Origin of the sequence: Acrocarpospora corrugata (assembly GCF_009687845.1) — a bacterium.
In the GTDB taxonomy this organism is placed as follows: domain Bacteria; phylum Actinomycetota; class Actinomycetes; order Streptosporangiales; family Streptosporangiaceae; genus Acrocarpospora; species Acrocarpospora corrugata.
Genome location: NZ_BLAD01000042.1, coordinates 141,847 through 162,532 on the forward strand (window position 1 = coordinate 141,847; position 20,686 = coordinate 162,532).

Annotated in this window: 14 protein-coding genes; 9 read left to right on the top strand and 5 right to left on the bottom strand. The window is 70.7% G+C overall.

From position 1 onward, the window contains the following. Positions 1–12 precede the first annotated feature (12 nt). Positions 13–1,596 (bottom strand): glycosyl hydrolase family 18 protein, encoded by a 1,584-nt coding sequence (locus Acor_RS10330; RefSeq protein WP_246238546.1) that lies wholly within the window; start codon positions 1,594–1,596, stop codon positions 13–15. Positions 1,597–1,785: 189 nt separating this feature from the next. Between Acor_RS10330 and Acor_RS10335 the strand changes: the two genes are divergently transcribed. The 8 genes from Acor_RS10335 (at position 1,786) to Acor_RS10370 (ending at position 14,922) form a co-directional block, all read left to right on the top strand. Then, the gene (locus Acor_RS10335) at positions 1,786–3,684 is read left to right on the top strand and encodes a 5'-methylthioadenosine/S-adenosylhomocysteine nucleosidase family protein (protein WP_155336354.1); all 1,899 of its coding nucleotides are present in this window, start codon (positions 1,786–1,788) and stop codon (positions 3,682–3,684) included. Between the two features lie 253 nt (positions 3,685–3,937). After that, entirely contained in the window at positions 3,938–4,723 is a 786-nt protein-coding gene (locus Acor_RS10340; RefSeq protein ID WP_155336355.1) for a vWA domain-containing protein, read from the top strand. Positions 4,724–4,744: 21 nt separating this feature from the next. Then, complete coding sequence (gene grpE, locus Acor_RS10345; protein ID WP_155336356.1) at positions 4,745–5,299, top strand: nucleotide exchange factor GrpE; 555 nt, start codon at positions 4,745–4,747, stop codon at positions 5,297–5,299. 43 nt (positions 5,300–5,342) lie between these two features. Continuing rightward, a complete protein-coding gene (locus tag Acor_RS10350; protein ID WP_155336357.1) occupies positions 5,343–6,926 on the top strand; it encodes an Hsp70 family protein in 1,584 nt (527 codons plus the stop codon). A 4-nt stretch (positions 6,927–6,930) separates the two neighbouring features. After that, a complete protein-coding gene (locus Acor_RS10355) occupies positions 6,931–9,438 on the top strand; it encodes a hypothetical protein (protein WP_155336358.1) in 2,508 nt (835 codons plus the stop codon). Positions 9,439–9,441: 3 nt separating this feature from the next. After that, the gene (locus Acor_RS10360; protein WP_155336359.1) at positions 9,442–10,584 is read left to right on the top strand and encodes a TRAFAC clade GTPase domain-containing protein; all 1,143 of its coding nucleotides are present in this window, start codon (positions 9,442–9,444) and stop codon (positions 10,582–10,584) included. Positions 10,585–10,588: 4 nt separating this feature from the next. Further along, positions 10,589–12,820 (top strand): GAP1-N2 domain-containing protein, encoded by a 2,232-nt coding sequence (locus tag Acor_RS10365; protein WP_155336360.1) that lies wholly within the window; start codon positions 10,589–10,591, stop codon positions 12,818–12,820. After that, positions 12,820–14,922, top strand: a complete 2,103-nt coding sequence (locus tag Acor_RS10370) for a TRAFAC clade GTPase domain-containing protein (protein WP_155336361.1) — start codon at positions 12,820–12,822, stop codon at positions 14,920–14,922. The genes Acor_RS10365 and Acor_RS10370 overlap by 1 nt, the downstream gene beginning before the upstream one ends. Here the strand turns inward: Acor_RS10370 and Acor_RS10375 are convergent. The 3 genes from Acor_RS10375 to glgB all read right to left on the bottom strand — a co-directional run bounded on the left by Acor_RS10375 (position 14,906) and on the right by glgB (position 19,512). Beyond that, positions 14,906–15,823, bottom strand: a complete 918-nt coding sequence (locus Acor_RS10375) for an FKBP-type peptidyl-prolyl cis-trans isomerase (protein WP_155336362.1) — start codon at positions 15,821–15,823, stop codon at positions 14,906–14,908. The genes Acor_RS10370 and Acor_RS10375 overlap by 17 nt on opposite strands. Positions 15,824–16,028: 205 nt before the next feature. Beyond that, a complete protein-coding gene (locus tag Acor_RS10380; protein ID WP_155336363.1) occupies positions 16,029–17,174 on the bottom strand; it encodes a hypothetical protein in 1,146 nt (381 codons plus the stop codon). Between the two features lie 163 nt (positions 17,175–17,337). Then, the gene (gene glgB, locus Acor_RS10385) at positions 17,338–19,512 is read right to left on the bottom strand and encodes a 1,4-alpha-glucan branching protein GlgB (RefSeq protein ID WP_155336364.1); all 2,175 of its coding nucleotides are present in this window, start codon (positions 19,510–19,512) and stop codon (positions 17,338–17,340) included. A gap of 156 nt (positions 19,513–19,668) precedes the next feature. On the opposite strand from glgB, the gene Acor_RS10390 reads away from it, so the two are divergent. Further along, positions 19,669–19,992, top strand: coding sequence for a hypothetical protein (locus Acor_RS10390; protein ID WP_155336365.1), 324 nt, complete (start codon positions 19,669–19,671; stop codon positions 19,990–19,992). Positions 19,993–20,204: 212 nt separating this feature from the next. Here Acor_RS10390 and Acor_RS10395 read toward each other — a convergent pair whose 3' ends face one another. Then, positions 20,205–20,684 (bottom strand): flavin reductase family protein, encoded by a 480-nt coding sequence (locus Acor_RS10395; RefSeq protein WP_246238547.1) that lies wholly within the window; start codon positions 20,682–20,684, stop codon positions 20,205–20,207. Positions 20,685–20,686 lie beyond the last annotated feature (2 nt).

Genomic DNA, 20,686 nt, shown 5'->3' on the forward strand with positions numbered 1-20,686 from the left:
ATCCGGAATTGGCTAGCTGAGGCCGTTGGCGATGGCGCTGATCAGCTCGCCGTTGGCGGTGTCCCCGCTGGTCTCCCAGAAGAACGCGCCCGCCAGGCCCTGGTTCTTGGCGTAGCTCATCTTCCCGGCGATCGTGGCGGGGGTGTCGTAGGACCACCACTGGCCGTTGCAGAACCCGTACGCGGTGCCGCCGACGGTGCCGGTGGCCGGGCACCTGGTCTTGAGCACCTTGTAGTCCTCGATGCCCGCCTCGTAGGTGCCGGGCGCGGCGCCCGTGGCCGTGCCGCCAGGAGCGCTCTGGGTCACGCCGGTCCAGCCCCGGCCGTAGAAGCCGATGCCGAGCAGCAGCTTGTTGGACGGGATGCCCTTGGACTTGAGCTTCTGGATGGCCGCGTCCGAGTAGAAGCCCGGCTGCGGGATGCCGGTGAAGGAGGTCAGCGGCGAGTGCGGCGCGGTCGGCCCGGCCGGGGCGAAAGCGCCGAAGTAGTCGTAGGTCATCGGCATGTAGAAGTCGACGTGCTGGGCCGCGCCGGCGTAGTCGGCGGCGTCGATCTTGCCGCCGTTGGTGCCGTCGGCGGTGATCGCGGCCGTCACCAGGTTGTTCGGGCCGAACCGGGTGCGGAGCGCCTGCATCAGGTTCTTGAAGGAGGCGAAGCCGGTGGCGTCACAGGTGAGGCCGCAGGCGTTCGGGTACTCCCAGTCGATGTCGATGCCGTCGAACACGTCCGCCCAGCGCGGGTCCTCGATCACGTTGTAGCAGGAGTTCGCGAACGCGGTCGGGTTGGCGGCGGCCTGGGTGAAGCCGCCGGAGTAGGTCCAGCCACCGAAGGAGAAGATCACCTTCAGGCCGGGGTGCATCGCCTTGAGCCGCCGCAGCTGGCCGAAGTTACCGCGCAGCGCGCCGGTGTCCCAGGTGTCGGCGACGCCGTTCACCGAGTCGCCCGCCGCGTAGAACTTGTCGTAGTCGGAGTAGGTGTCGGAGAGCGAGCACTGGCCGTTGGTGACGTTGCCGAAGGCGTACAGGATGTGGGTGAGCTTGTTCGCGGAGCCGCTCGTCTCCAGGTTCTTCACGTGGTAGTTGCGTCCGTAGACGCCCCAGTTGGTGAAGTAGCCGATGACCTTGCGGCCGGGCTGCACGGTCGGCGTCGGAGTCGGCGTCGGGCTGGGCGAGGGCGACGGGGAAGGTGAGGCCGTCGGTGTGGGGCTGGGTGACGGCGACGGGTTCGTGCCGCCGGCGCAGGCCGCGCCGTTGAGGGTGCAGTTCTGTACGGCCGACAGCCCGCCGGGCGCGCCGATCAGGCCGAACGCGGCCTGCCCGCCCGCCGGGACCGCGCCGTTCCAGCCCTTGTTCACGAACGTGTAGTGGTTGCCGGTCTTCGTCATGTCGGCGTCCCAGGCCGAGCTGATGGCGGTGCCGGCCGGCAGGTCGAACTCGACGCGCCAGCTCGCCAGCGCGGAGTCACCCGCCCGGACCGTCACCTTGCCCTCGAAGCCGGAGCCCCAGTTCGAGGTGACCGCGAAGGTGGCGGTGGCCGGAGTGGCAGCGGAAGCCGTCCCGATCCCCAGCGGCACCAGCAGCGCCGCCGCAGCGATCAAGGACCCGAATGTCATTCGACGCAAGGGTTGCTCCAGATCAGATAGGGCCAATTCCCGTACTAATAGGAAAGTTTCCTAAGAGTTAGCCGGAGCGTACGGTTCATGATGACGGGGGGTCAATGACCTGCGGTTCGCGTTAATCTTCGCTTAAGCCGCCCATAAGACACCACCACGGTGCAAGGTATATGCGTGCTTCCCGACGGCGACCGATCACGGCTCTCGTTCCTGGCCGCCAGGGAGGCCGCGCGCCGCGTCCGACGCGCGGAACGCGGCCGCCAAGCCATCGGCACGGTACGGCCACGCGGAGTCGGCGTGTTCCGCGCGAGGGCGCCACTGGCCGTGGTCCTGTACGCGGCCGACCGGGAAGGCCGCCTGGTCTGGCAGGACCCCCACACGTTCGCCCTGCTGGAACCACCCCAGGACGACATGCGCGGCCATCGCCCCCGGGGCTGGCTCCGCGCGGTCGACCGCCAGTGGGAGTTCGCGATGTTCCTGGGCCCGGCCACGCTGGTCATGCTCAGCGGGCTGGTCGTCGGGCTGGCCTGGTCTCCCGTGCTCGGCATCCTGCTCGCGCTGGCCGCCATGCTGTACGCGGGCGCGCTGATGACCCTCACCGTCTGCCTGCTGACGCTGGGCTGGCTCCGCCACATCCTGACGCGGCGGACCGGCGACGAGGCGAAAGACTCCGTGAGTTTCGTCCACTGGACAATGCCGCTGTGCCACTGCGCGGACGCGGGACGGGCCCCGGCCCTGCTCGCGGCGGTCGCGGATCGGCTGCACCGGCTCATGACCATCCGGGTCGACCGGTCCACCGAGAACCTCGGCGCGGTCGCGGCCCGGGTCGAGATCGTGGAACCGCTGGTCTGCGTGCTCAGCGGGGCCACCGGCGCCGGCACCGAGGCGGCGATCATCGCCGCGTCCACCGGCCCCCCGGAGGCCGGGATCACGTTCCTGACCAGGAGTTCGCGCAGCCGGATCCGCCGCCCGAAGCTCATCGAGACGGGCGGCGGCCTCGCCCTCTACCTCGTCGCGACGGCGCTCCTGCTGGTGGTCCAGGCGCTGGGGGTGTACGAAGGCGAGCGCGAGGCGTGCGAACCCGTGGGCGACTGCGCCGGGCGACCGGCCACGTTCGGCAGGGCGGTGCTCTGGTTCACCTACCGGCTCGCGTTCCAGAGCCCCCCGGGCATCGTCCCCGCCACCACCCAGACCTGGGTCGGCGGCTGGGCCGACGGCCTGCTCGGGCTCACCGGGCTGCTGCTGGCGGGGGTCACCCTGCGCCGGGCCGCCGCGGCCCGCAAGGAGCGGCTCACCGACTTCCGGAAGGACATCGACACCGTGCTGAGCACGTCCACGGTCCTGTTGCTGGTGGTCACGCCCGCGGAGCGCAACGCCGTCATGGCGGCGGTCGCCGGGCTCACCGGAGTGCCGGCCAGCCGGCGCCATCTGGGCTATCACACCGCTTTCGACCTCGGGGTGGTGAAGGGAGCCAGGGTCATGCTGGCGCAGAGCCGGCCGGGGTCGATCGAGCCTGGCGCGGCCACCCTGACCGCGCAGTCACTCATCGACCAGCTGAAACCGGACTATCTCCTGCTGGTCGGGGTCTGCTACGGGCTGCGTGAGCGGGATCATCGGCTGGGGGACGTGCTGGTGTGCACGCAGCTGCGGGTGATGGACCACAAGAAGGTCGTCGACTACCGGTGGGGCGAGCCCGCCGAGATCATGCGCGGAGATCGGGTCACGCCGTCGGTGACCCTGCTCGACCGCTGCCACCACGCCCGGCTGGAGGAGGGCGTCCCGGGGGTGCACTTCGGCCCGATGCTGTCCATGAACACCCTGCTGGACTCCGCGGAGCTGCGGACCCGGATGGCCGCCGCCGAGCCCGACGCGTACGGCGGCGAGATGGAGGGGTCGGGGGTGTACGCCGCCGCCGGCAAGGGCAAGGTCGACTGGATCGTGGTGAAGGCGATCAGCAACTGGGGCATGGCCAAGAACGACGACGCCGAGGAGCTGGCGGCCCGCAACGCGGCCGAGTTCGTCGCCGACCTCCTCGCCAACGGCGGCCTGGACCGCCCACCGCCCCGCCCATAACAATCCCTAAGGGTCATGTTGACCCAAACACCTCTCCCAGGTTAAGGTGAAGGTGACCTAAACCAAAGGGAGTCAAGGCGATAATCCGCCCATCGGCCGACATTTCCAGTTAAATCGCGATATCGGCATGTCTTTTGCGCTGCGATTCATCGGAACAACTCTGCATCATCACAATTCACCACAACATCTCGAAACACTCCCAACACCCCCCTTATTCTGATTTCTCGCTGGAACGATCCACGGGAGGCCCTCAATGTCAGGTGATTTCCCTCGCCTGGGCGGCTCCGGACATTCGCCCGGCCGGTTACCCGGCCCGACCGGCTCCGGCCCGAAACCGCCGGTCGGCGGCGGCGTGTCCCGGCTGGCCATCGGCGGACTGATCGTTCTCGCCATTCCGGCCGCCATCGCGATCTGGTTCTACACCGGAAAAGCGAACAACCCCTCCCTCCAGGAGACCACCCTCACCGGCGCCCGGGTCACCCAGGGCGCGGTCTGCCTGGACGTGGCCGGCGACTTCTCCGGCTCGATGCGGAACAGCGTCGACGCCAGGGACGAGGCGCTGACGCTGCTGAAGGACTTCATGACCAGGGAACTCCAGCCCGGCGACGTGCTCACGGCCGTCCGCTTCGCCCACACGGCGACGATCTCGTTGCCTCCCACCAAAGCCTCCGCGCTCGCCAACACCAGCGAGGGCGAAAATTACCCCGAAGACGGCGAATACACCTATTTCGCACCCGCACTCAAAGAACTGGACCGCGCCCACCAACGCGCCGGCACCACCTGCGCGAAACGTGTTCTGGTCGCCATCACCGACGGCGAAATCAGCGACACCATGTCCGACCTGGTCCCGCTGACCCGGCATTTCGACCGGATCTATCTCGGCATCCCCGACCAGGCCCCGAATTTCCGCCCGACATTCGCCTACGACCCAGAACTGCGTTCCATCGCGACCGCCGGATACGTCGACGCGGAACAGCTCAGCCTGGTGTACGGCAAAGCCCTGGCCGAAGCCACCGGCCAGCACCTCACCCACCCCTAATCTCCCGCCCAGGACCGGAAAATGACCGAAGAAGTGATCGAACAACCCAGCCTCGAAACCCAGGACCCACCGGAAACGCTGGACTCGGTGCACGAGGCCCTGGCCCGGCTCACCGCCGAGATCAAGCGCGACCACGACCGCGCCACCCACCGCGAAGAGATCATCGACCGGCTGCACGCCGACAACCGCGACCTGCGCCACGGCCTGCTCCAGGAGGCCCTCACCCCGGTACGCGCCGGGCTCTACCGCCTCTACGACATGGCCAACCGCGAAGCCGCCCGGCTCCGTACCGCACCCGGAGACGGCCAGCACGTCGGCGCGCTGCTCGCGGCGGTCGCCGACGAGGTGGCCGAGATCCTGGCCAGAACCGGCGCGGAACTCCTGGAGACCGCCCCAGGAGACCCGTACGACCAGGCCCGCCACCGCCCGGCGGGCACCGAGGATGGCCCCGACGGCCAGGTGGTGACCGTCCTCGCGGACGGCTTCCGGCTGGGCGAGCGGGTCCTGCGCAAGGCCGAGGTGACGGTGGGCCGCCCCGCCGCGCCGCCGGAGACCCAGCAGAGGGAGGACGCATGACAACGAGCACCGTAATCGTGCCCGCAAGAAAGAGGGTGCCCTAGTGACCGTTCACGGAATCGACCTGGGCACCACCTACTCGTGCATCGCCAGCATCGGCCAGGTCGGCCGCGCCGAGGTGTACCGCAACCAGGAGGGCTCCGACACCACCCCGTCGGCGGTCTTCTTCGAGACGCCGGACAACGTGATCGTCGGGCAGGCGGCCAAGGACAACGCCGTGCTCTTCCCGGACAACGTGGTCACCCTGATCAAGCGGGAGATGGGCCACGGCACCCCCCGCTCGCTGCACGGCCGCGAGTACACGCCGGAGGAGATCTCCGCGCTGATCCTGCGCAAACTGGCCGAGGACGCCGAGCAGGACAGCGGCGTCAAGGTCTCCGACGTGGTGATCACCGTGCCCGCCTACTTCGGCGCGGCCGAGCGCGACGCCACCCGCAAGGCCGGCCAGATCGCCGGGCTCAACGTGATCGACATCATCTCCGAGCCGACCGCCGCGGCCATCACCTACGGCGTGCTCAACCCGGCCCAGGACTGCCACATCCTGGTCTACGACCTGGGCGGCGGCACCTTCGACACCACCGTCATCGCGCTCCGCGGCGGCAGCATCGAGGTGATCTGCACCGACGGCGACCACGAACTCGGCGGCACCGACTGGGACTCCGCCGTGATGGAGCACCTGGTCCAGCGGTTCGTGGCCGAGCACCCCGACGTCAGCGACCCGCTGGACAACCGGCAGACCGAGCAGGACCTGCGCCGGATCGCCGAGGACGCCAAGAAGATGCTGTCCGCCCGGGTCAAGCACGGGATCAGGGTGATGCACGAGGGCCGGGTCACCACGGCCGAGCTGACCCGCGAGGAGCTGGAGTCGGTCACCCGCCACCTGCTCGACAAGACGGTGTCGATCACCGACAGGACCATCGAGACGGCCCGCGCCAAGGGCGTCGCGCACCTGGACCACCTGGTGCTGGTGGGCGGCTCGTCGAAGATGCCGGCCGTGGCCGAGGCGCTGGCCAAGAAGTTCGGGCTAACCCCGAAACTCCAGGACCCTGACCTGGCCGTCGCCAAGGGCGCCGCGCTGTACGCGTTCGAGGAGACCTACCGGCGGCTGCTCAGCGCGGGCCAGCGCACCGTGGCGGAACAGATGGCGCTCGGCGCCGGCCTGACCCACGACCAGCAGGAGGAGATCGCCGCCCGCACCATCAGGACGGTCGCCTCCCGCGCCTTCGGCATCGTCACCACCGACGGGCGCACCCGGATCGACTCGGTCGCCCACCTGGTGCACGCCAACGACACCCTGCCGGCCGCGATCACGCGGGGCTTCTCCACCCTGGACGACAACCAAACGCGGGTCGCGATCCAGGTGATGGAGCAGGCCGGAGCCAAGGAGTCGGCGGAGGTCGCGGACAACAACAAGATCGGCGAGGGCGACCTGCGCATCCCGCCGGGCAAGCCGGCCGGGTTCCCGATCGAGGTCACCTTCGCGCTGGACACCTCCGGCCTGCTGCACGTCACCGCCCGCGAGAACGAGACCGGCCAGCAGCTCGACCTGGACATCCAGATCGGCGGCATGTCCGAGGAGGAGGTCGTCTCGTCCCGCGCCTCGCTCGCCAGGATCCAGGTGAGCTGACCCGATGGCCTTCGACGAGGCGGCCTACCTCCGCGACGTGCTCGACCCGGCCAGGGCCGCCGGCGGCACCCCGCCGGCGGACCTGCGCCGCCGCTACCAGCTCAGGGAGCCGCTGGCCGCCGCCGAGGTGACCGAGACGGTCCGGCAGGTACGGCAGTGCTGGCGGCGCTCCCGGCAGCTGCTCAAGTTCCGCAAGCTCATCGACGTGCTGGAGCTGGAGCACACCGAGAAGTACGCGGCCATCTTCCAGGCGGCCGCGGACGGCGACCTGGCCGGGCTGCGCGCCGAGATCGCCGAGGCCGGGCAGCGCGACCAGCGCCGCCTGGACGACCTGCGCCGCCGCCTGGACGACGCGGCCGGGCGGCTCCGCCTGCTGCCGCCCGACCTGGTGGCGGGCATCGCCAAGTCGGTCGGCGTCGAAGGCCCCCGGGCCACCGAGATCGCCGCCGGCCTCGGCGTCGAGGTGCGCGAACCCGACGCGCTGCCGCAGACGCCGCCGTACCCGGCCTACGCCAGGGTGCGGGACGCGCTCGACACGCTCGGCGCAGCCCACCTGGCGATGTTCGTCTTCAACGGCAAAAAGGTCCGGGTGCTGGGGGCCATCCCCGGCGTGCTCGACCAGGTCACCGCGCGCGAGCAGGAGGAGCAGCGCAAATCCCGGGGCCCGAGGACGGCCAGCGCGGACACGGTCTGCTCGGCGGTCCGGGCCACCGCCGACCCTGCCTCCCTGCTGCTGTACGACGTGGTCGCCCGGCTGCGCGAACGCGTCCGCGAGCACCCGAACGACGAGACGCTGCTCCGGCACGCCACCGAGGACCTGGCCCTGGACCCCGGCGAGGCGAAACGCCTCATCTTCGCCATCCGCCACGAGACCGGCACCTTCGGCGGCCCGACGGCGCGGCTGCGCGAACTGGTCGACGCCGGCGAGATCCAGACCGCCGCCGACTTCGCCGCCGCGCTCCCCGCCGAAGCCCTGACCGGCGAGGCCGCCGAGCTGGCCACCGAGATCCGGGTCCGGCTGGACGGCGCGGTCAAGCTGCTCGACCGCGCCCGCGCCGAACGCGACCCTGACCAGGCCTGGGCCCTGCTGGCGGACGCCCTGCGCCGGGTGCCCGACCTGCCCGGCGCCGAGGATCTGCAGGACGGGCTGCCCCCGCATCCGCCCACCGAGGTCCGCGCCCGGCTGCGCGGCGAGACCGTCGTGGTCACCTGGACCCCGTCCAGGTCCCGGAGCGGCGAGATCAGCTACGACGTGCACCGGGACGGCGTCCCTTTCGCCGAGGCCGACCGCCCCGGCGTCGAGGACGCCGGCCCGCCCGTCAACGTGCCGGTCGTCTACGCGGTGTCGGCCCGGCGCAAGCACGCGGCCACCGCGCCCGTCCCCGCCGCGCCCGTGCTGCACCGGCCTGAGCCGCGCGACCTGCGGCTGACCGGCGGGGACGGCGTGGTCGTCGGTGCCTGGTCGCGCCCGCCGGAGGCGACCAGGGTGGTCGTCACCCGGGACGGTTCCCCGGTGCCGGTGTCCGGCGCGGGCTTCCGCGACCACGCGGTACGCAACGGCGCCGGGCACGAGTACGTGGTGTCCGCCGTCTACCGGACCCCCGGCGGCGACGTCACCACGCCCGGCCTGCGCCGGACCGTCACCCCGCAGGCCAGGCCGGAACCGATCGCCGACTTCACGGTGGAACCGTACGGCGACCGGCTGCTGATCCGGTGTGCGCCGCCGGCCGCCGGGGTGGCGGAGTTCTTCGCGCTGGCCGACGCGCCGCCCTGGCCGTACGGGGCGACCGTGCCGGCCGACGAGGTGCGCGCGGCTGGACGGCCGCTGGCTGCGGTGCCTGCCGACGGCGGGTATGTGATCGCGCGGGACCGGCTGTCCGGTGTGCTGCTGGCGGTGACGGTGGCCGGGGACGGCGCGACCGTCGGGGCGCACCGGGAGCACGTGCACCTGGCCGCGCTGCGGCGGGTCACCGCGCGGCGGCGGGGCGGGGCGATCCTGGTCGGGCTCGACTGGTCGCCGGACCTGACCGAGGTGGAGGTGCGCTGGGACGGCAGGACCGTGGTGGTGAACGCGGCGGCGTACCGGTCGCAGGGCGGCATCCGGCTGGACGCGCCGGAGGACCGGGCGGTCACGGTGGAGGTCGCGCCGACCGTGGTGACGCATGGGCGGCGGGTGCGCGGGCCGGGCGTCACCGTCGCGCTGGCCGCCGTCACGGTGGCCCGCTACCAGCTGCGCAAGGCCGGTTCGTTCCGGAACCGGCACCTGGTGGTGGAGCTCACCGCCGACCGGCCGGTCCGGGTCGACCGGCTGGTGCTGGTGGTCAAGGCGGGGCAGGTGCAGCCGTACTCGGCCGAGGACGGGGTGGTGCTGCGGGAGTGGGCGCAGGTGGACGCGCCCGCCCAGTTGACGGCGCCGCTGCCCCGGCAGCGGGGGCCGTACTGGCTGCGCTGTTTCGCCGAAGGCGCGGTCGCGCTGCTGGATCCCCCCGTCCGCACCCTGAAGTCCGGATAAATCATGATCAGATGCCCTTACTGCTTTACCAAGATCGCCCGGAAGCGGATCGCCTTCCGCTGCATGGGCAAATCCGGGCAGATGCCCGGCTGTGACACCGAACTGGACGCGCTGCTGAACCAGTCGCTGCCGCCGGTGTTCGCGGTGCGCCGCCCCGGCCGCCGCGCCGCCTGCCCGAAGTGCGCGCGGGAGAGCGGCTGGCGGGTCTGCCCGAGCTGTCACAACCGCCTGTCGGCCGAATACTGCGCCAACCCGGGCAAGATCGTCGCACTGGTCGGCGCGAAGGGCTCCGGCAAGAGCACCTACATCGCGGTGCTGATCCACGAGCTGATGAACCGGGTCGGCGCCGAACTGGACGCGTCCCTGGTGGCCTGCGACGACCGCACGATCGAACGCTACAAGACCGACTTCGCCCGCCCGCTGTACGGCGAGCGGAAGCTCCTCGAAGTCACCCAGTCGGCCGCCATGCAGGTCCGCCATCCGCTCGTCTACCTGCTCACCCGCACCATCCCGGGACGGCTGCGACGGCGGACAGAATCGCTGACGCTCGTCCTGTTCGACACCGCCGGCGAGGACCTGCGCTCGCGCGACGTGAGCGAACTCCACCTGCGCTACCTCGGCTCGGCGGACGCCGTGATCTTCCTGCTCGACCCGCTCGAACTCCCCGGCGCGCGGGCCTCGCTGGACCCCGCCGCCCGGGACCAGGGCGGCAAGCTGGACGACGACCTGATGAGCGGCGCGATGGACGTGATCCCCCGGATCACCGAGCTGATCCGGGACAGGGACGGCAAACGACTGCCCATCCCGGCCGCCGTCGCGCTCAGCAAGATCGACGCGCTTCAGCCGACGATGGAGCAGAACTCCGCGCTGCACCGCGCCCGCGATCCGCTCGGCACGCTCGATCTGGACGATCGGGACGCCGTGCACGAGCAGATCCGCGGCCTGCTGCACCAGTGGCAGGCGGGCGAGGTCGACCGCTATCTAGAGCAGAACTACGCCCGGTATGGCCTGTTCGGGCTGTCCGCGCTGGGGGCGATGCCCGAGCACCAGGAAGTGTCCGGCAGCGGGATCCGGCCGTATCGGATCGAGGATCCGCTGCTGTGGCTGCTCTACCAGTTCAAGATGCTCGACGGCACCCGGAGGTAGCGCGATGGCCTGGCAGCTGCACTACACCTCGGCCGAGGCGGGCCCGACCGGCCGGGCCGGGTTCCAGTTCACCGCCTGGTCGGCGGGGATGCCGGACGGGGTGAGCGCGCTCGTCTCGCCGTACCTGACCTACCGGCCGCCGCCGAGCCTCCCGGCGTCGCCCGGCCCCGCGCAGATCGAGGCGATGCCGGCCGCGTTCGCGTTCGGCCCGGCCGGGGACCGGTTCGCGCTCACCCAGTGCCGTTATCTGGGTCAGGACTACTCGGGCCGGTTCGGCAACTTCCTCGGGCACTCGATCGTCGCGGGCGAGGACGAGCTGGTCGGCCTGCGCCCGATCGAACTGTGGGGTGCGCCCATCTGGGCCCGCGATCCCGCCAGGCCCGGCGCGGAACTGCCCGAACTGACCGACCTCGCCCCCGGCCCGGTGCTGGACCCCGAATCGCTCGGCGCCTGGCTGCGGGCCAACGCGACAACCTCCTACCAGCGGCTCGCCGTCATCCTCGAACTGGCCAGGAAAGCACTGATCGACGGGCACGGCCGTCTGGTGCTGGTCAGCGCGGACACCGAGGAGATCGTCCGGTGGATCGCGGTCGTCTCCTACTCGCTCCCGTGGGAGCTGGTCAAACGGCTGTCCTTCGTCACCTACAGCGGCGACCCGTCGGCCACCGCGCAGACGATCGTCGGCACCGCCCCCGACGTCTGGCTCCCGTCCGACCTGGACGCCACCGTGATCCGCCTCGACCAGCCGCCGCAACCGTCTCAGTCGGGGAGGTTCGCCGCCACCGTCACCCAGCTCTGGCGCGAGCAGAACCTGGACGGGATCGACGAGCTGGCCGCGTTCGGCCAGGCCGACCCGGAGACGGCGGCGGCGCTGATCGCGCTCACCCTGTCCGGCGCCAAGCTGACCCCGGCCGAGCAGGAGGCGGTGGCCGGGCTGACCGAGGGCGAGCTGCCCGGCTGGGTGTGGACCGGGCTCGGCCGCCAGGCGCACCTGCTCGGCCACGCGCTGGCCGCCGCGACGGCGGCCAACGGCCCGCCCGAGGCGTCAGAACCGGCCACCGCGCGATGCGTCCTGCTGGCACTGCGCGACCCGTCGCTGCCGCCGCCCGGACGCCGGCTGGCCCACCGGTATGTGGCCGAACTGTCGGCCGCCGCCCGCACCGCGCTCACCACGGCGGACGGTTTCGGCCATCTGGTCACGCTGCTCCGCGTCGCCGACCAGGCCGGCTGCTCGCTCCCGGTGGCCGAGGTGGAGCACGCCGCCGCCCGGCAGGTCCGGGACGGCGCGGACCTGGTCAGGGAGCTCACCCGGGCCCCGTTCGGCTGGCGCGACCCGCTGCTGTCCGGCCTGGTGGCCGGGCTGGAGAAGAGCGAGCCCCGCCGCCGCGATCGGCTGCTCACCGTCGACCTGTGCGACCTGCTCGCCGACCGCGACCTGCGGTCCGCGCCGCGCACCGGCATCGCGGTGGTCCGGGTCGGCTTCACCGCCGGCCGGGTGGGCAGGGTCGAGGCCACCCGCCACCTGGTACGGCACTACCAGGCGGCGGCCCTGCTGTCCGACCGGGAACAGGCGCTCACCGAGATCTGGCGGGCCGACCCCACCGCCGACGACTGCCTCCAGCTGATCGACGACCTCGGCCCGGCCCTGCAGAACTCCCCCACCCTGTGCGAGCTGCCAGGCCGCGCCTTCGTCAAGTACGGCCTCAAGGCCCGCGAGACCCGCCGCGTCGCGGAACGGGTGCTCGACGCCCGGGTGCCCGGGCTCACCGCCGAGGACGCCGACGCCGTGCTGATCGCGATCGGCATCGCCGACCACCGCACGGTTCCGCCCGTCGCGGTGGCCGCGGAACGCCTCACCCAGCTGACCGCGCACGCCTCGCCCGCGCTGGCCACCCAGATCCTGACGCACGCCGCCCGGTCCGCCGCCGGCTTCGACCCCGCCTTCCGGACCGCGCTGCTCCGCAAGCTGAGCGACCGCACCCTGGACTGGCTGCTCGGAGCCTGGCTGGACGGCAAGCTCAACCGGGACGGGCAGGCGGCCCTGCTGGAGATCGCGATCCGCCTCTACCTGGTCCACGACGAGATCGAGGAGCTGCGCTCCTGGGCGCACGACCTGGTCCACGGCTGGAACAGGTTCACCACGCTGGAGGGCCGGTTCAAGAAGGACCGGGAGCTCGCCCACGGGCTGCGCGCGTTCACCCGCCCCACCCGGCGATCACGACGCGGAGGCCACTGATGCACATCCTCATCGGAATGCTCATCGGCCTCATCTTCTGGGCCGCGCTGTTCGCACTGATGTGCATGGTGGGCCTGGTGCTGTTCCCGATCGCGCTGGTCGGGGCCACGGCGGTCGCGGTCACCGCCTACTGCCAGCAGGCCGGGGCCACGCTGCTGCCCGACACTTCGTACGGTCCCTCGCCGGTGGCCCGGCCCGACGGCGCGGACGGGCGGGAGCCCGCCTACCGGCACTACCTGGTCGCCCAGGTGTGGGCGGACTGCCGGTCGATCCTCGCCGGGTCGTCCCCGCTGATCCGCGGCAAGCTGGCCGCCGGGACCGGCTGGGCCACCCGCACGTTCGTCGGCACCGGGGAGCGGGCCTGGCTGCTGCTGCCGCTCTGGCTGGGCGTCACCCTCGGGATCGTGTCCTCGGTCGCGCCGGTCGCCGTGCTGGTTGTGCTGATCGCGGCGGCGTACCTGGTCACGGTGGCGGTCGGGCTGTCGGCGTGGATCGTCTGCGTGGGCGTGTTGCGCGTGTTCGACCAGGTGCTCATGCTCGCGCGGCGGATCCTGCAGGCGTGCCCGTACGCGGGTTGCTACAAGCGGTTCACGTTGCCGGTGTACGCGTGCTCGACCTGTGGCGCGAAGCACGCGAAGCTGCGGCCTGACCTGGCCGGTGCGTTCTGGCACGTGTGCCAGTGCGGCACCCGGCTGCCCACCACGATCCTGCTCGGCCGATACCGGCTCCAGGCGCACTGCCCGGCCTGCGCACGCCGGCTGCCTGGCCGGATCGGCAGGGTCAGGATCGAGCCGGTGCCGCTGGTCGGCGGCCCGGACGCGGGCAAGACCACGTTCATGGCGCTGGCCGTGGACGCGCTGCACGACGCGGCCAACGCGGCCGGCGGCAGCGTGCTGTTCGCCGACACCGGCGACGAGAACACCTTCCGCCGGCTACGCCGCGAACTCGCGGTCGGCAAGGTCAGCAAAACCCTCACCGAGCTGCCCAAAGGCGTCACTCTGGACGTCACGCTGCCGAAGGGCGGCAACCGCATCCTCTACCTGTTCGACCCGTCGGGCGAGCACCACACCGAGGCCAGCAAGGTCGAGGCGCTCGGCTACCTGGCCCAGGGCGAGGCGCTGATCCTGGTCATCGACCCGTTCGCGCTCCCGGCCGTCCAGGACCACCTGCTGGAGTCGGAGTCCAACCAGCTCAGGGCCAAGGGCGTGATCATGTCCAGGGAGGACCCGGCCGACACGTTCAGCCGGCTGCGCAACGAGCTGGCCGCCCGCGCCGACGGCGGCGGGCTGCGCCGGGTCTCGGTCGTCCTCACCAAGGCCGACCTGCTGCGCACCACCACCTCGGGGCGCGGCGTGGCGGACGACCTGCCCGGCTGGCTCGGCCTCATGGGCCTGGGCAGCCTGGTCCGCGAGCTGAAGAACCAGCGGGTGGAGGCGCGGTACTTCCTGTCCGGCCTGCCGCCGGACTCGGCCGGGATCACCCGCCTGTTCGGCTGGCTGACCGGCCTGCGCCTCACCGAGACGGCGGGCTCCGGCGCGACCAGCGAGTTTCAGACCGGCGAACTCCGCCGGCCGTGGCAGGCTCAGGCCCGCCCGGAGGGCCGCCCGCCGCTGAGCTACCTGATCACCCGCCGCGGCCTCGCCGCGGTCACCGTGCTGCTCTCGGTCTCGATGATCATCCTGCTGAGCCTGACGATCATCTCCGCCGGAATGCCGCAGGAGCCGCAGTACGCCCCGGTAGAGCCCGTCCAGATGGCGCTGGTGAGCGTCCCGGCGCCGAAGGAGTACGCCGGACGCTGGAGCGGCAAGCTGCGGAGCGACGGGGAGACCGTCACGCTGACGCTGCGCGCGAACAAGAGCACGGGCACCGTGCGCTTCACGAACCTGAAGTGCACGGCGTCGGTGTCCGTGCAGCGGGACAACCTGGCGCCGGACCGGCTTCAACTGTTCGCCGAGGCGGCCGCGAACGCGAACGCCGGCTGCCCGAACGCCCTGTGGTTCACCCTGGCGAAGATCTCCAAGCGCAAGATCGACGCCCGGATTTTCGACAATCCGAGCAGCGCCGTCCCGCTCGCCGCCGCCGTCCTCACCTTGCGGGATTGAGACCCGCGTCGAGGACGTCGATGACGTAGCTGACGACCCGGCCCTGCGGCACGATGACGCCGCCGGTGGTGATGGTGAAGCCGGGCTTGGGCTGGGCCACCAGCAGGACCCGGCTGCCGGTCCTGACGCCGGTGAGGCCCTCCACCCAGCCGGGCGGGACCGAGTTCTCCGCGAGCAGGAACCCGTTGGGGCCGCCCCGGGAGTAGGAGGCGTCGGTGGGGGTGGCGTCACCCCAGGGCGTGGTGACGTACTGGACGACGACGGTCGAACCCGCCTGAACTTTGGGCCCCGAACCCTTCCGCAGGGTACGGACGGTGAGGGCCTGCGGCGGGCTCTTGGGGAAGCTGCCCGGGGACGGCGGGAAGCCGCCGACCATCGGCAGGGTGGGGCCGCCGTCGACCTTCCTGGTGCCGCCACCGACGTTGGCCGTGGGCGCGTACGAGCCGATGATGTCGAACACGATGACCAGGGTCTCCGACGGCGAGATGCCGGACGGAGCCATGCCGCCGGGGCCGAAGCCCTGCGCGGCGGGGCTGACCAGGACGACCCTGCTGCCCGCCTTCCGGCCGGTCAGGGCGGCGGTCCAGGTCTCCGAGACGTGCTGGCCGTCCATGGTGACGGTGGTGGGCTGCTTGAGGTCGTGGGTGCTCAGGTAGGTGTTGCCGTTGCGCCACAGCCGGATGTCGGCGTGCGTGATGACGGCCTGGTCCTTCCGAACGACCGGTCCCCGGCCCTCGGTGAGGACCTGGATGGTCGGTTTGACCGGTGGCGACCCGGACAGCACCACCGTGGGTCTGGCGCCGAACTCACCGCTGACCTTGGGGGTGCCCGGGGTTTCGGGAGATTGCCCGCAGGCGGGCGCGAGCAGGAACAGGAACGTGAAAGGCAGCAACCGGCGCACTTTTCAATCCTCTGAGGTGTGCGCCGGTCGGTGCTTTTCCCACGGGCGGGCTTGCCGGAAGCGTTGCCCGCCGATATTGGTTCCATGAGGAACGACGCGGCCGCGAAACCGCGCGAAGGAATGTCAACGCGTCAGGGATGACGCGGGTCAGATGTCGCTATGTCTGTTCGCGCGGTGACTTACCTGCGCGATCTGGGCGATGTGGCTACTTGGCCGGGGTCAGGGCGGCGGGGACGGCGTCCACGATGGGCGCCGGCTGCTGCTGTTCCTGCTTCTCCTGGACGTCCGCGGGGCAGCGCGCCTCGCGGCCGGGCGAGGAGGCGCACGGGAGCACGACCGGCGTGACCGGGCCGATCGGGCCGACCGGGGTGGTGTTCAGGACGGCCGCGTGGCCCACGGTGAGGTCGGCGGCGTTGGTGCCCAGCACGCTGGCGTGGATGGCGTTGATGTAGCCGCTCGCCGCGATCGGGTTGTACTGGTAGGTGCTCCGGCCGGGAGCCAGCGTGCCGGTGCCGTTGGGGTTGGTGGTGACCTGCTCGTTGGTGGTGACGATGGCCAGCGGCGGGCCGAACGGGGTGGGGATCTCCACGCCGAAGTTGGCGGGCCACTTGGCCGGGATGTCGATGAACTTCTTGCCGAAGCTGGCGATGAAGCCGTGCGCGAAGTTGCCGGCGAACTCGACGGGCTTGCCAGGGACCGAACGGGCCGACACCGCGATGCCCTCCACGTGCACACGCAGCGGCGAGGAGTCACGCAGTTCGGTCCAGGACGGGGAGACGCCGGGACGGAATGGGTTGATCTTGTTGAACAGGCCGCCGATGGCGCCGGCCGCGCCGGTCACGAAGCTGAATCCGGGGATGCCCGGCAGGCCGACGTCGATCATCGCGCCGCCCGCCTCGGCGTACGCGGCGCACGGCGCCGGCACGTCGTCGCCGCTGATCTCGGTGGACGGGAGGGCGTTGCCGATGGCCTTGGCGTAGAAGGCGGACGCCTGGCCGAAGGAGAGGCCCGGGGTGAGCCGGGTCGGGTCGGGGATCTTCAGGTCGATCAGGGCCTTGCCGCCCGCGGTCTTCCTGGCCTGGCCGAACTCGGGGTAGTGCGCCTGGAACAGGGTGGTGTTGACGATGCCGCCCAGGCCCTTCAGCCGGGCGATCCAGGCGTCCGACTGCACGCACTCGGGCAGGGCCATGACCGTGCCCCAGTTGGAGACGTCCTTCGGGTCGCCGCGCATCACTTCGGGCACGCCCGTGTCGGCGTACGCCTGCGTGACCGGCACCGCACTCATGATCATCCCAGCGGTGACGACCGCGGCCAGGGCGCCGGCGCGCCGGAAGTAGATGTGACCTCGCATGAGGTAGCACTCCTCTTATGTGGAAATATCTGGAAGCTCTGGAATGCACATCTCGCCGCTATTGCGGCGAGACACTTTCCATTCCAGACATCACCACGAAAGAGTGCAGTCGAACTCTAATGTACGCTAACAAACGCCAAGGCCATTCATTTCGCCTATTTAATTAAATGTCGGAAATTTCCGATTTGTGCCGAAGCCAGACGGCGCCCAGCGGGGGCACCCGGAGGCGGGCCGAGCAGGGCTGGCCGTGGTGCGGGAGGTCGGTCGCGGTGACCTCGCCGAGGTTGCCTACGCCGCCGCCGGCGTACTCGTACGCGTCGGTGTTGAGGACCTCCTCCCAGTGGCCCGGCCGCGGCAGGCCGAGGTGGTAGTCCTCGTGCGGGCTGCCGGAAAAGTTGGCCACGCAGGCGAGAACCGAGCCGTCAGAGCCGTACCTGAGGAAGGAGAATACGTTCCCCGGCGCGTCGTCGGCGTCGATCCAGCTGAATCCGTCAGGGGTGAAATCCTGCGAATACAGGGCAGGCGTCGCCGTGTACACCCGGTTCAGGTCCCGGATCAGGCGCTGCACGCCCTGGTGGAAGTCGAAATCCAAGACCCACCAGTCGAGTCCCCGCGATTCCGACCATTCCGAGCCCTGGCCGAACTCGCCGCCCATGAAGAGCAGTTGTTTGCCGGGATGCGCCCACATGAACGCGTAGAGCGCGCGCAGGCCGGCGAACCGCTGCCATTCGTCGCCGGGCATCTTGGCCAGCAGCGAGCCCTTCAGGTGCACCACCTCGTCGTGCGAGAGGGGCAGCACGAAGTTCTCGGTGAAGGCGTACATGAGCGAGAACGACAGCTGGTGGTGATGGTACTGGCGGAACACCGGCTCGTGCGCCATGTAGGCGAGCGTGTCGTGCATCCAGCCCATGTTCCACTTGAACCCGAAGCCGAGCCCGCCCAGGTGCACCGGCCGGGACACCCCGGGCCAGGCGGTGGACTCCTCCGCGATCGTCACGATCCCGGGGGCCTCCCGGTAGGCGAGCGTGTTCATCTCCTTGAGGAACTCGATCGCGTCCAGGTTCTCCCTGCCGCCGTAGATGTTCGGCTTCCACTCGCCTTCGCGGCGCGAGTAGTCCAGGTAGAGCATCGACGCCACCGCGTCCACCCGGAGCCCGTCCACGTGGAACTCGCGCAGCCAGTAGACCGCGTTGGCGACCAGGAAGTTGCGCACCTCCAGGCGGCCGAAGTCGAAGACGTAGGTGCCCCAGTCGGGGTGCTCGCCGCGCTCCGGGTCGGCGTGCTCGTAGAGCGGGGTGCCGTCGAAGCGGGCCAGCGCCCAGTCGTCCATCGGGAAGTGCGCGGGCACCCAGTCGACGATCACGCCGATCCCCGCCTGGTGCAGCGTGTCGACCAGGAACCGGAAGTCGTCCGGGCTGCCGAACCGCGAGGTCGGGGCGTAGTAGGAGGTCACCTGGTAACCCCAGGAGCCGCCGAACGGGTGCTCGGCGACCGGCATGAACTCGACGTGGGTGAAACCCAGATCCTTGACGTACGCGGTGAGTTGCTCGGCCAGTTCCCGGTAGGACAGGCCCGGCCGCCACGATCCGAGATGGACCTCGTAGGTGCTCATCGGCTCGGCCAGCGCGTCCCGCGCCGACCGGTCGGCCAGCCACTCCTCGTCGTTCCAGACGTAGTCGGTGGCGTCGACCACCGAGGCGGTCAGCGGCGGGATCTCGGTCCGCCGGGCCATCGGGTCGGCCTTGCTCCGCCACACCCCGTCCACGCCGAGAATCTCGAACTTGTACTGCGCGCCCGCCGCCACCCCCGGGATGAACAGCTCCCACACCCCCGACCGGCCCAGCGACCGCATCGGATGGCCGCCGCCGTTCCAGTGGTTGAAGTCGCCGATGACCCGCAGGCCGAGCGCGTTCGGCGCCCACACCGCGAAAGCCGTACCCGTCTCGCCGTCGTGGTCGAGCACCCGCGCGCCCAGTACCTCCCAGAGCCGCTCGTGCCGCCCCTCGCCGATCAGGTGCAGGTCGACTTCACCGAGCGTGGGCCAGTGCCGGTACGGATCCCCCGCCTCGTACGGCTCCCCGCCCGGATAGGTCACCCGCACCCGGTACGCCGGAATCTTGTCCAGCCCCGGCAACGCCACCTCGAACACCCCGAGCGCGACATGCCGCAGCTCGGACGCGGAACCGTCGACCAGCGCCTCGACCTTCTCCGCGAACGGCCGCAGAACCCGGATGACGACCCCGTCGGCGGTCAGATGACCACCCAGAATCGAATGCGGATCATGATGCGCACCCCCGGCCAGCCGATCCAAATCCTTGCGTGTCTGGTCGTTTACCACTGTCACTCCTCGACTAACCGGCCGCCGCTCCTACCCTGCCCCAGAACCCCGCGCACACCCACCCCCCGCGCCCGAAAGATTCATTTCACTGCGCGGACCGGAGCACGTGAACCCCGATGAAGTGATCGAAATTTGATCATCAAGGAGGACATGTCCGTGACCAGATATCGCTTCTGGGTCGTCGGGGTGCTCCTCGCCGGCGGGTACGCCTTGATCTTCGCAGCGACGACCGCCTACCTCAATCTCGTCGGCGACGACCTGCCCATGTGGCTGATCGCGCAGACCTGGTACGCGCCGTTCGACGATCCCGCGATCTTCGCGGTGCCACGGCTCGTGACGGCGGCGCTCACGGTATGGGGGTTATGGCAGATCTCCCGGGGGCCGACCAAGGACACGCTCCCCTTGCGGTCGCCTCGAAGGACCGGTGGCGTCGACGGTCTGCGCCGCACGCTCTACGAACTCCCTCTTGGCTGCTCCTGATCCTGATCGCCCAGTGGCGGGACGGCCGGTGGACCTGGCGAGCATTGTGGCCCGGTTGGGCCGGTTTCGTGGCAGCGCATCTGATCTGGTGGTACCTGCTGGACCTGCCTTCTTTCGTCACGATTTCCGGAATCGCCTGGGAGTTGATTCTCCAGTTCGGCGGCGTGGCCGGGATCCTCTTCGCGCTCTGGCAGGTGCGGTCGGCGCACGAACTAGCCGACAGGCCGGTAACGGGAGCGGAGCCGTACCAGGGGGGACCTGGTGGCGTCGATGTAGTCGACGGACAGGACGGCGGCGAGGAAGAGGGTGTGGTCGCCGGCCGGGACGACTCTGGTGGTCTCGGCTTCGAGGGCGGCCACGCCGCCGTCGACGATGAGCGCCTCGGAGAGGGAGCCGCGGTGGTGCGGGGTGCCCGCGAGCAGTAGCCGCGCGCCCGGCCGGCCGGGGGTGGCGAAGCGGGAGGCGATGGTCTGCTGGCCGTCGGCGAGCAGGCTGGCCGCCCAGCGGTCGCGGCGGAGCAGGAGTTCGGTCAGGTAGCTGGACGAGGTGAGGCTGACCAGGATCAGCGGCGGCTCTGCGGACACCGACAGCAGGGTGCTGACCGTGTTGCCCACGTCGTCCCTGTCGTCCTTGACGGTGACCACGGCCACCCCGCCGGCCAGTTGCGCCATCGCCTCGGTGAACTCGCTCACCC

Bases quoted from the DNA above. Each gene is read 5' to 3' on its own strand.
- Acor_RS10360 (WP_155336359.1), top strand. From the start codon at position 9,442: ATGATCAGATGCCCTTACTGCTTTACCAAGATCGCCCGGAAGCGGATC.
- Acor_RS10340 (WP_155336355.1), top strand. From the start codon at position 3,938: ATGTCAGGTGATTTCCCTCGCCTGGGCGGCTCCGGACATTCGCCCGGC.
- Acor_RS10365 (WP_155336360.1), top strand. From the start codon at position 10,589: ATGGCCTGGCAGCTGCACTACACCTCGGCCGAGGCGGGCCCGACCGGC.
- Acor_RS10370 (WP_155336361.1), top strand. From the start codon at position 12,820: ATGCACATCCTCATCGGAATGCTCATCGGCCTCATCTTCTGGGCCGCG.
- grpE (WP_155336356.1), top strand. From the start codon at position 4,745: ATGACCGAAGAAGTGATCGAACAACCCAGCCTCGAAACCCAGGACCCA.
- Acor_RS10355 (WP_155336358.1), top strand. From the start codon at position 6,931: ATGGCCTTCGACGAGGCGGCCTACCTCCGCGACGTGCTCGACCCGGCC.
- Acor_RS10380 (WP_155336363.1), bottom strand. From the start codon at position 17,174: ATGCGAGGTCACATCTACTTCCGGCGCGCCGGCGCCCTGGCCGCGGTC.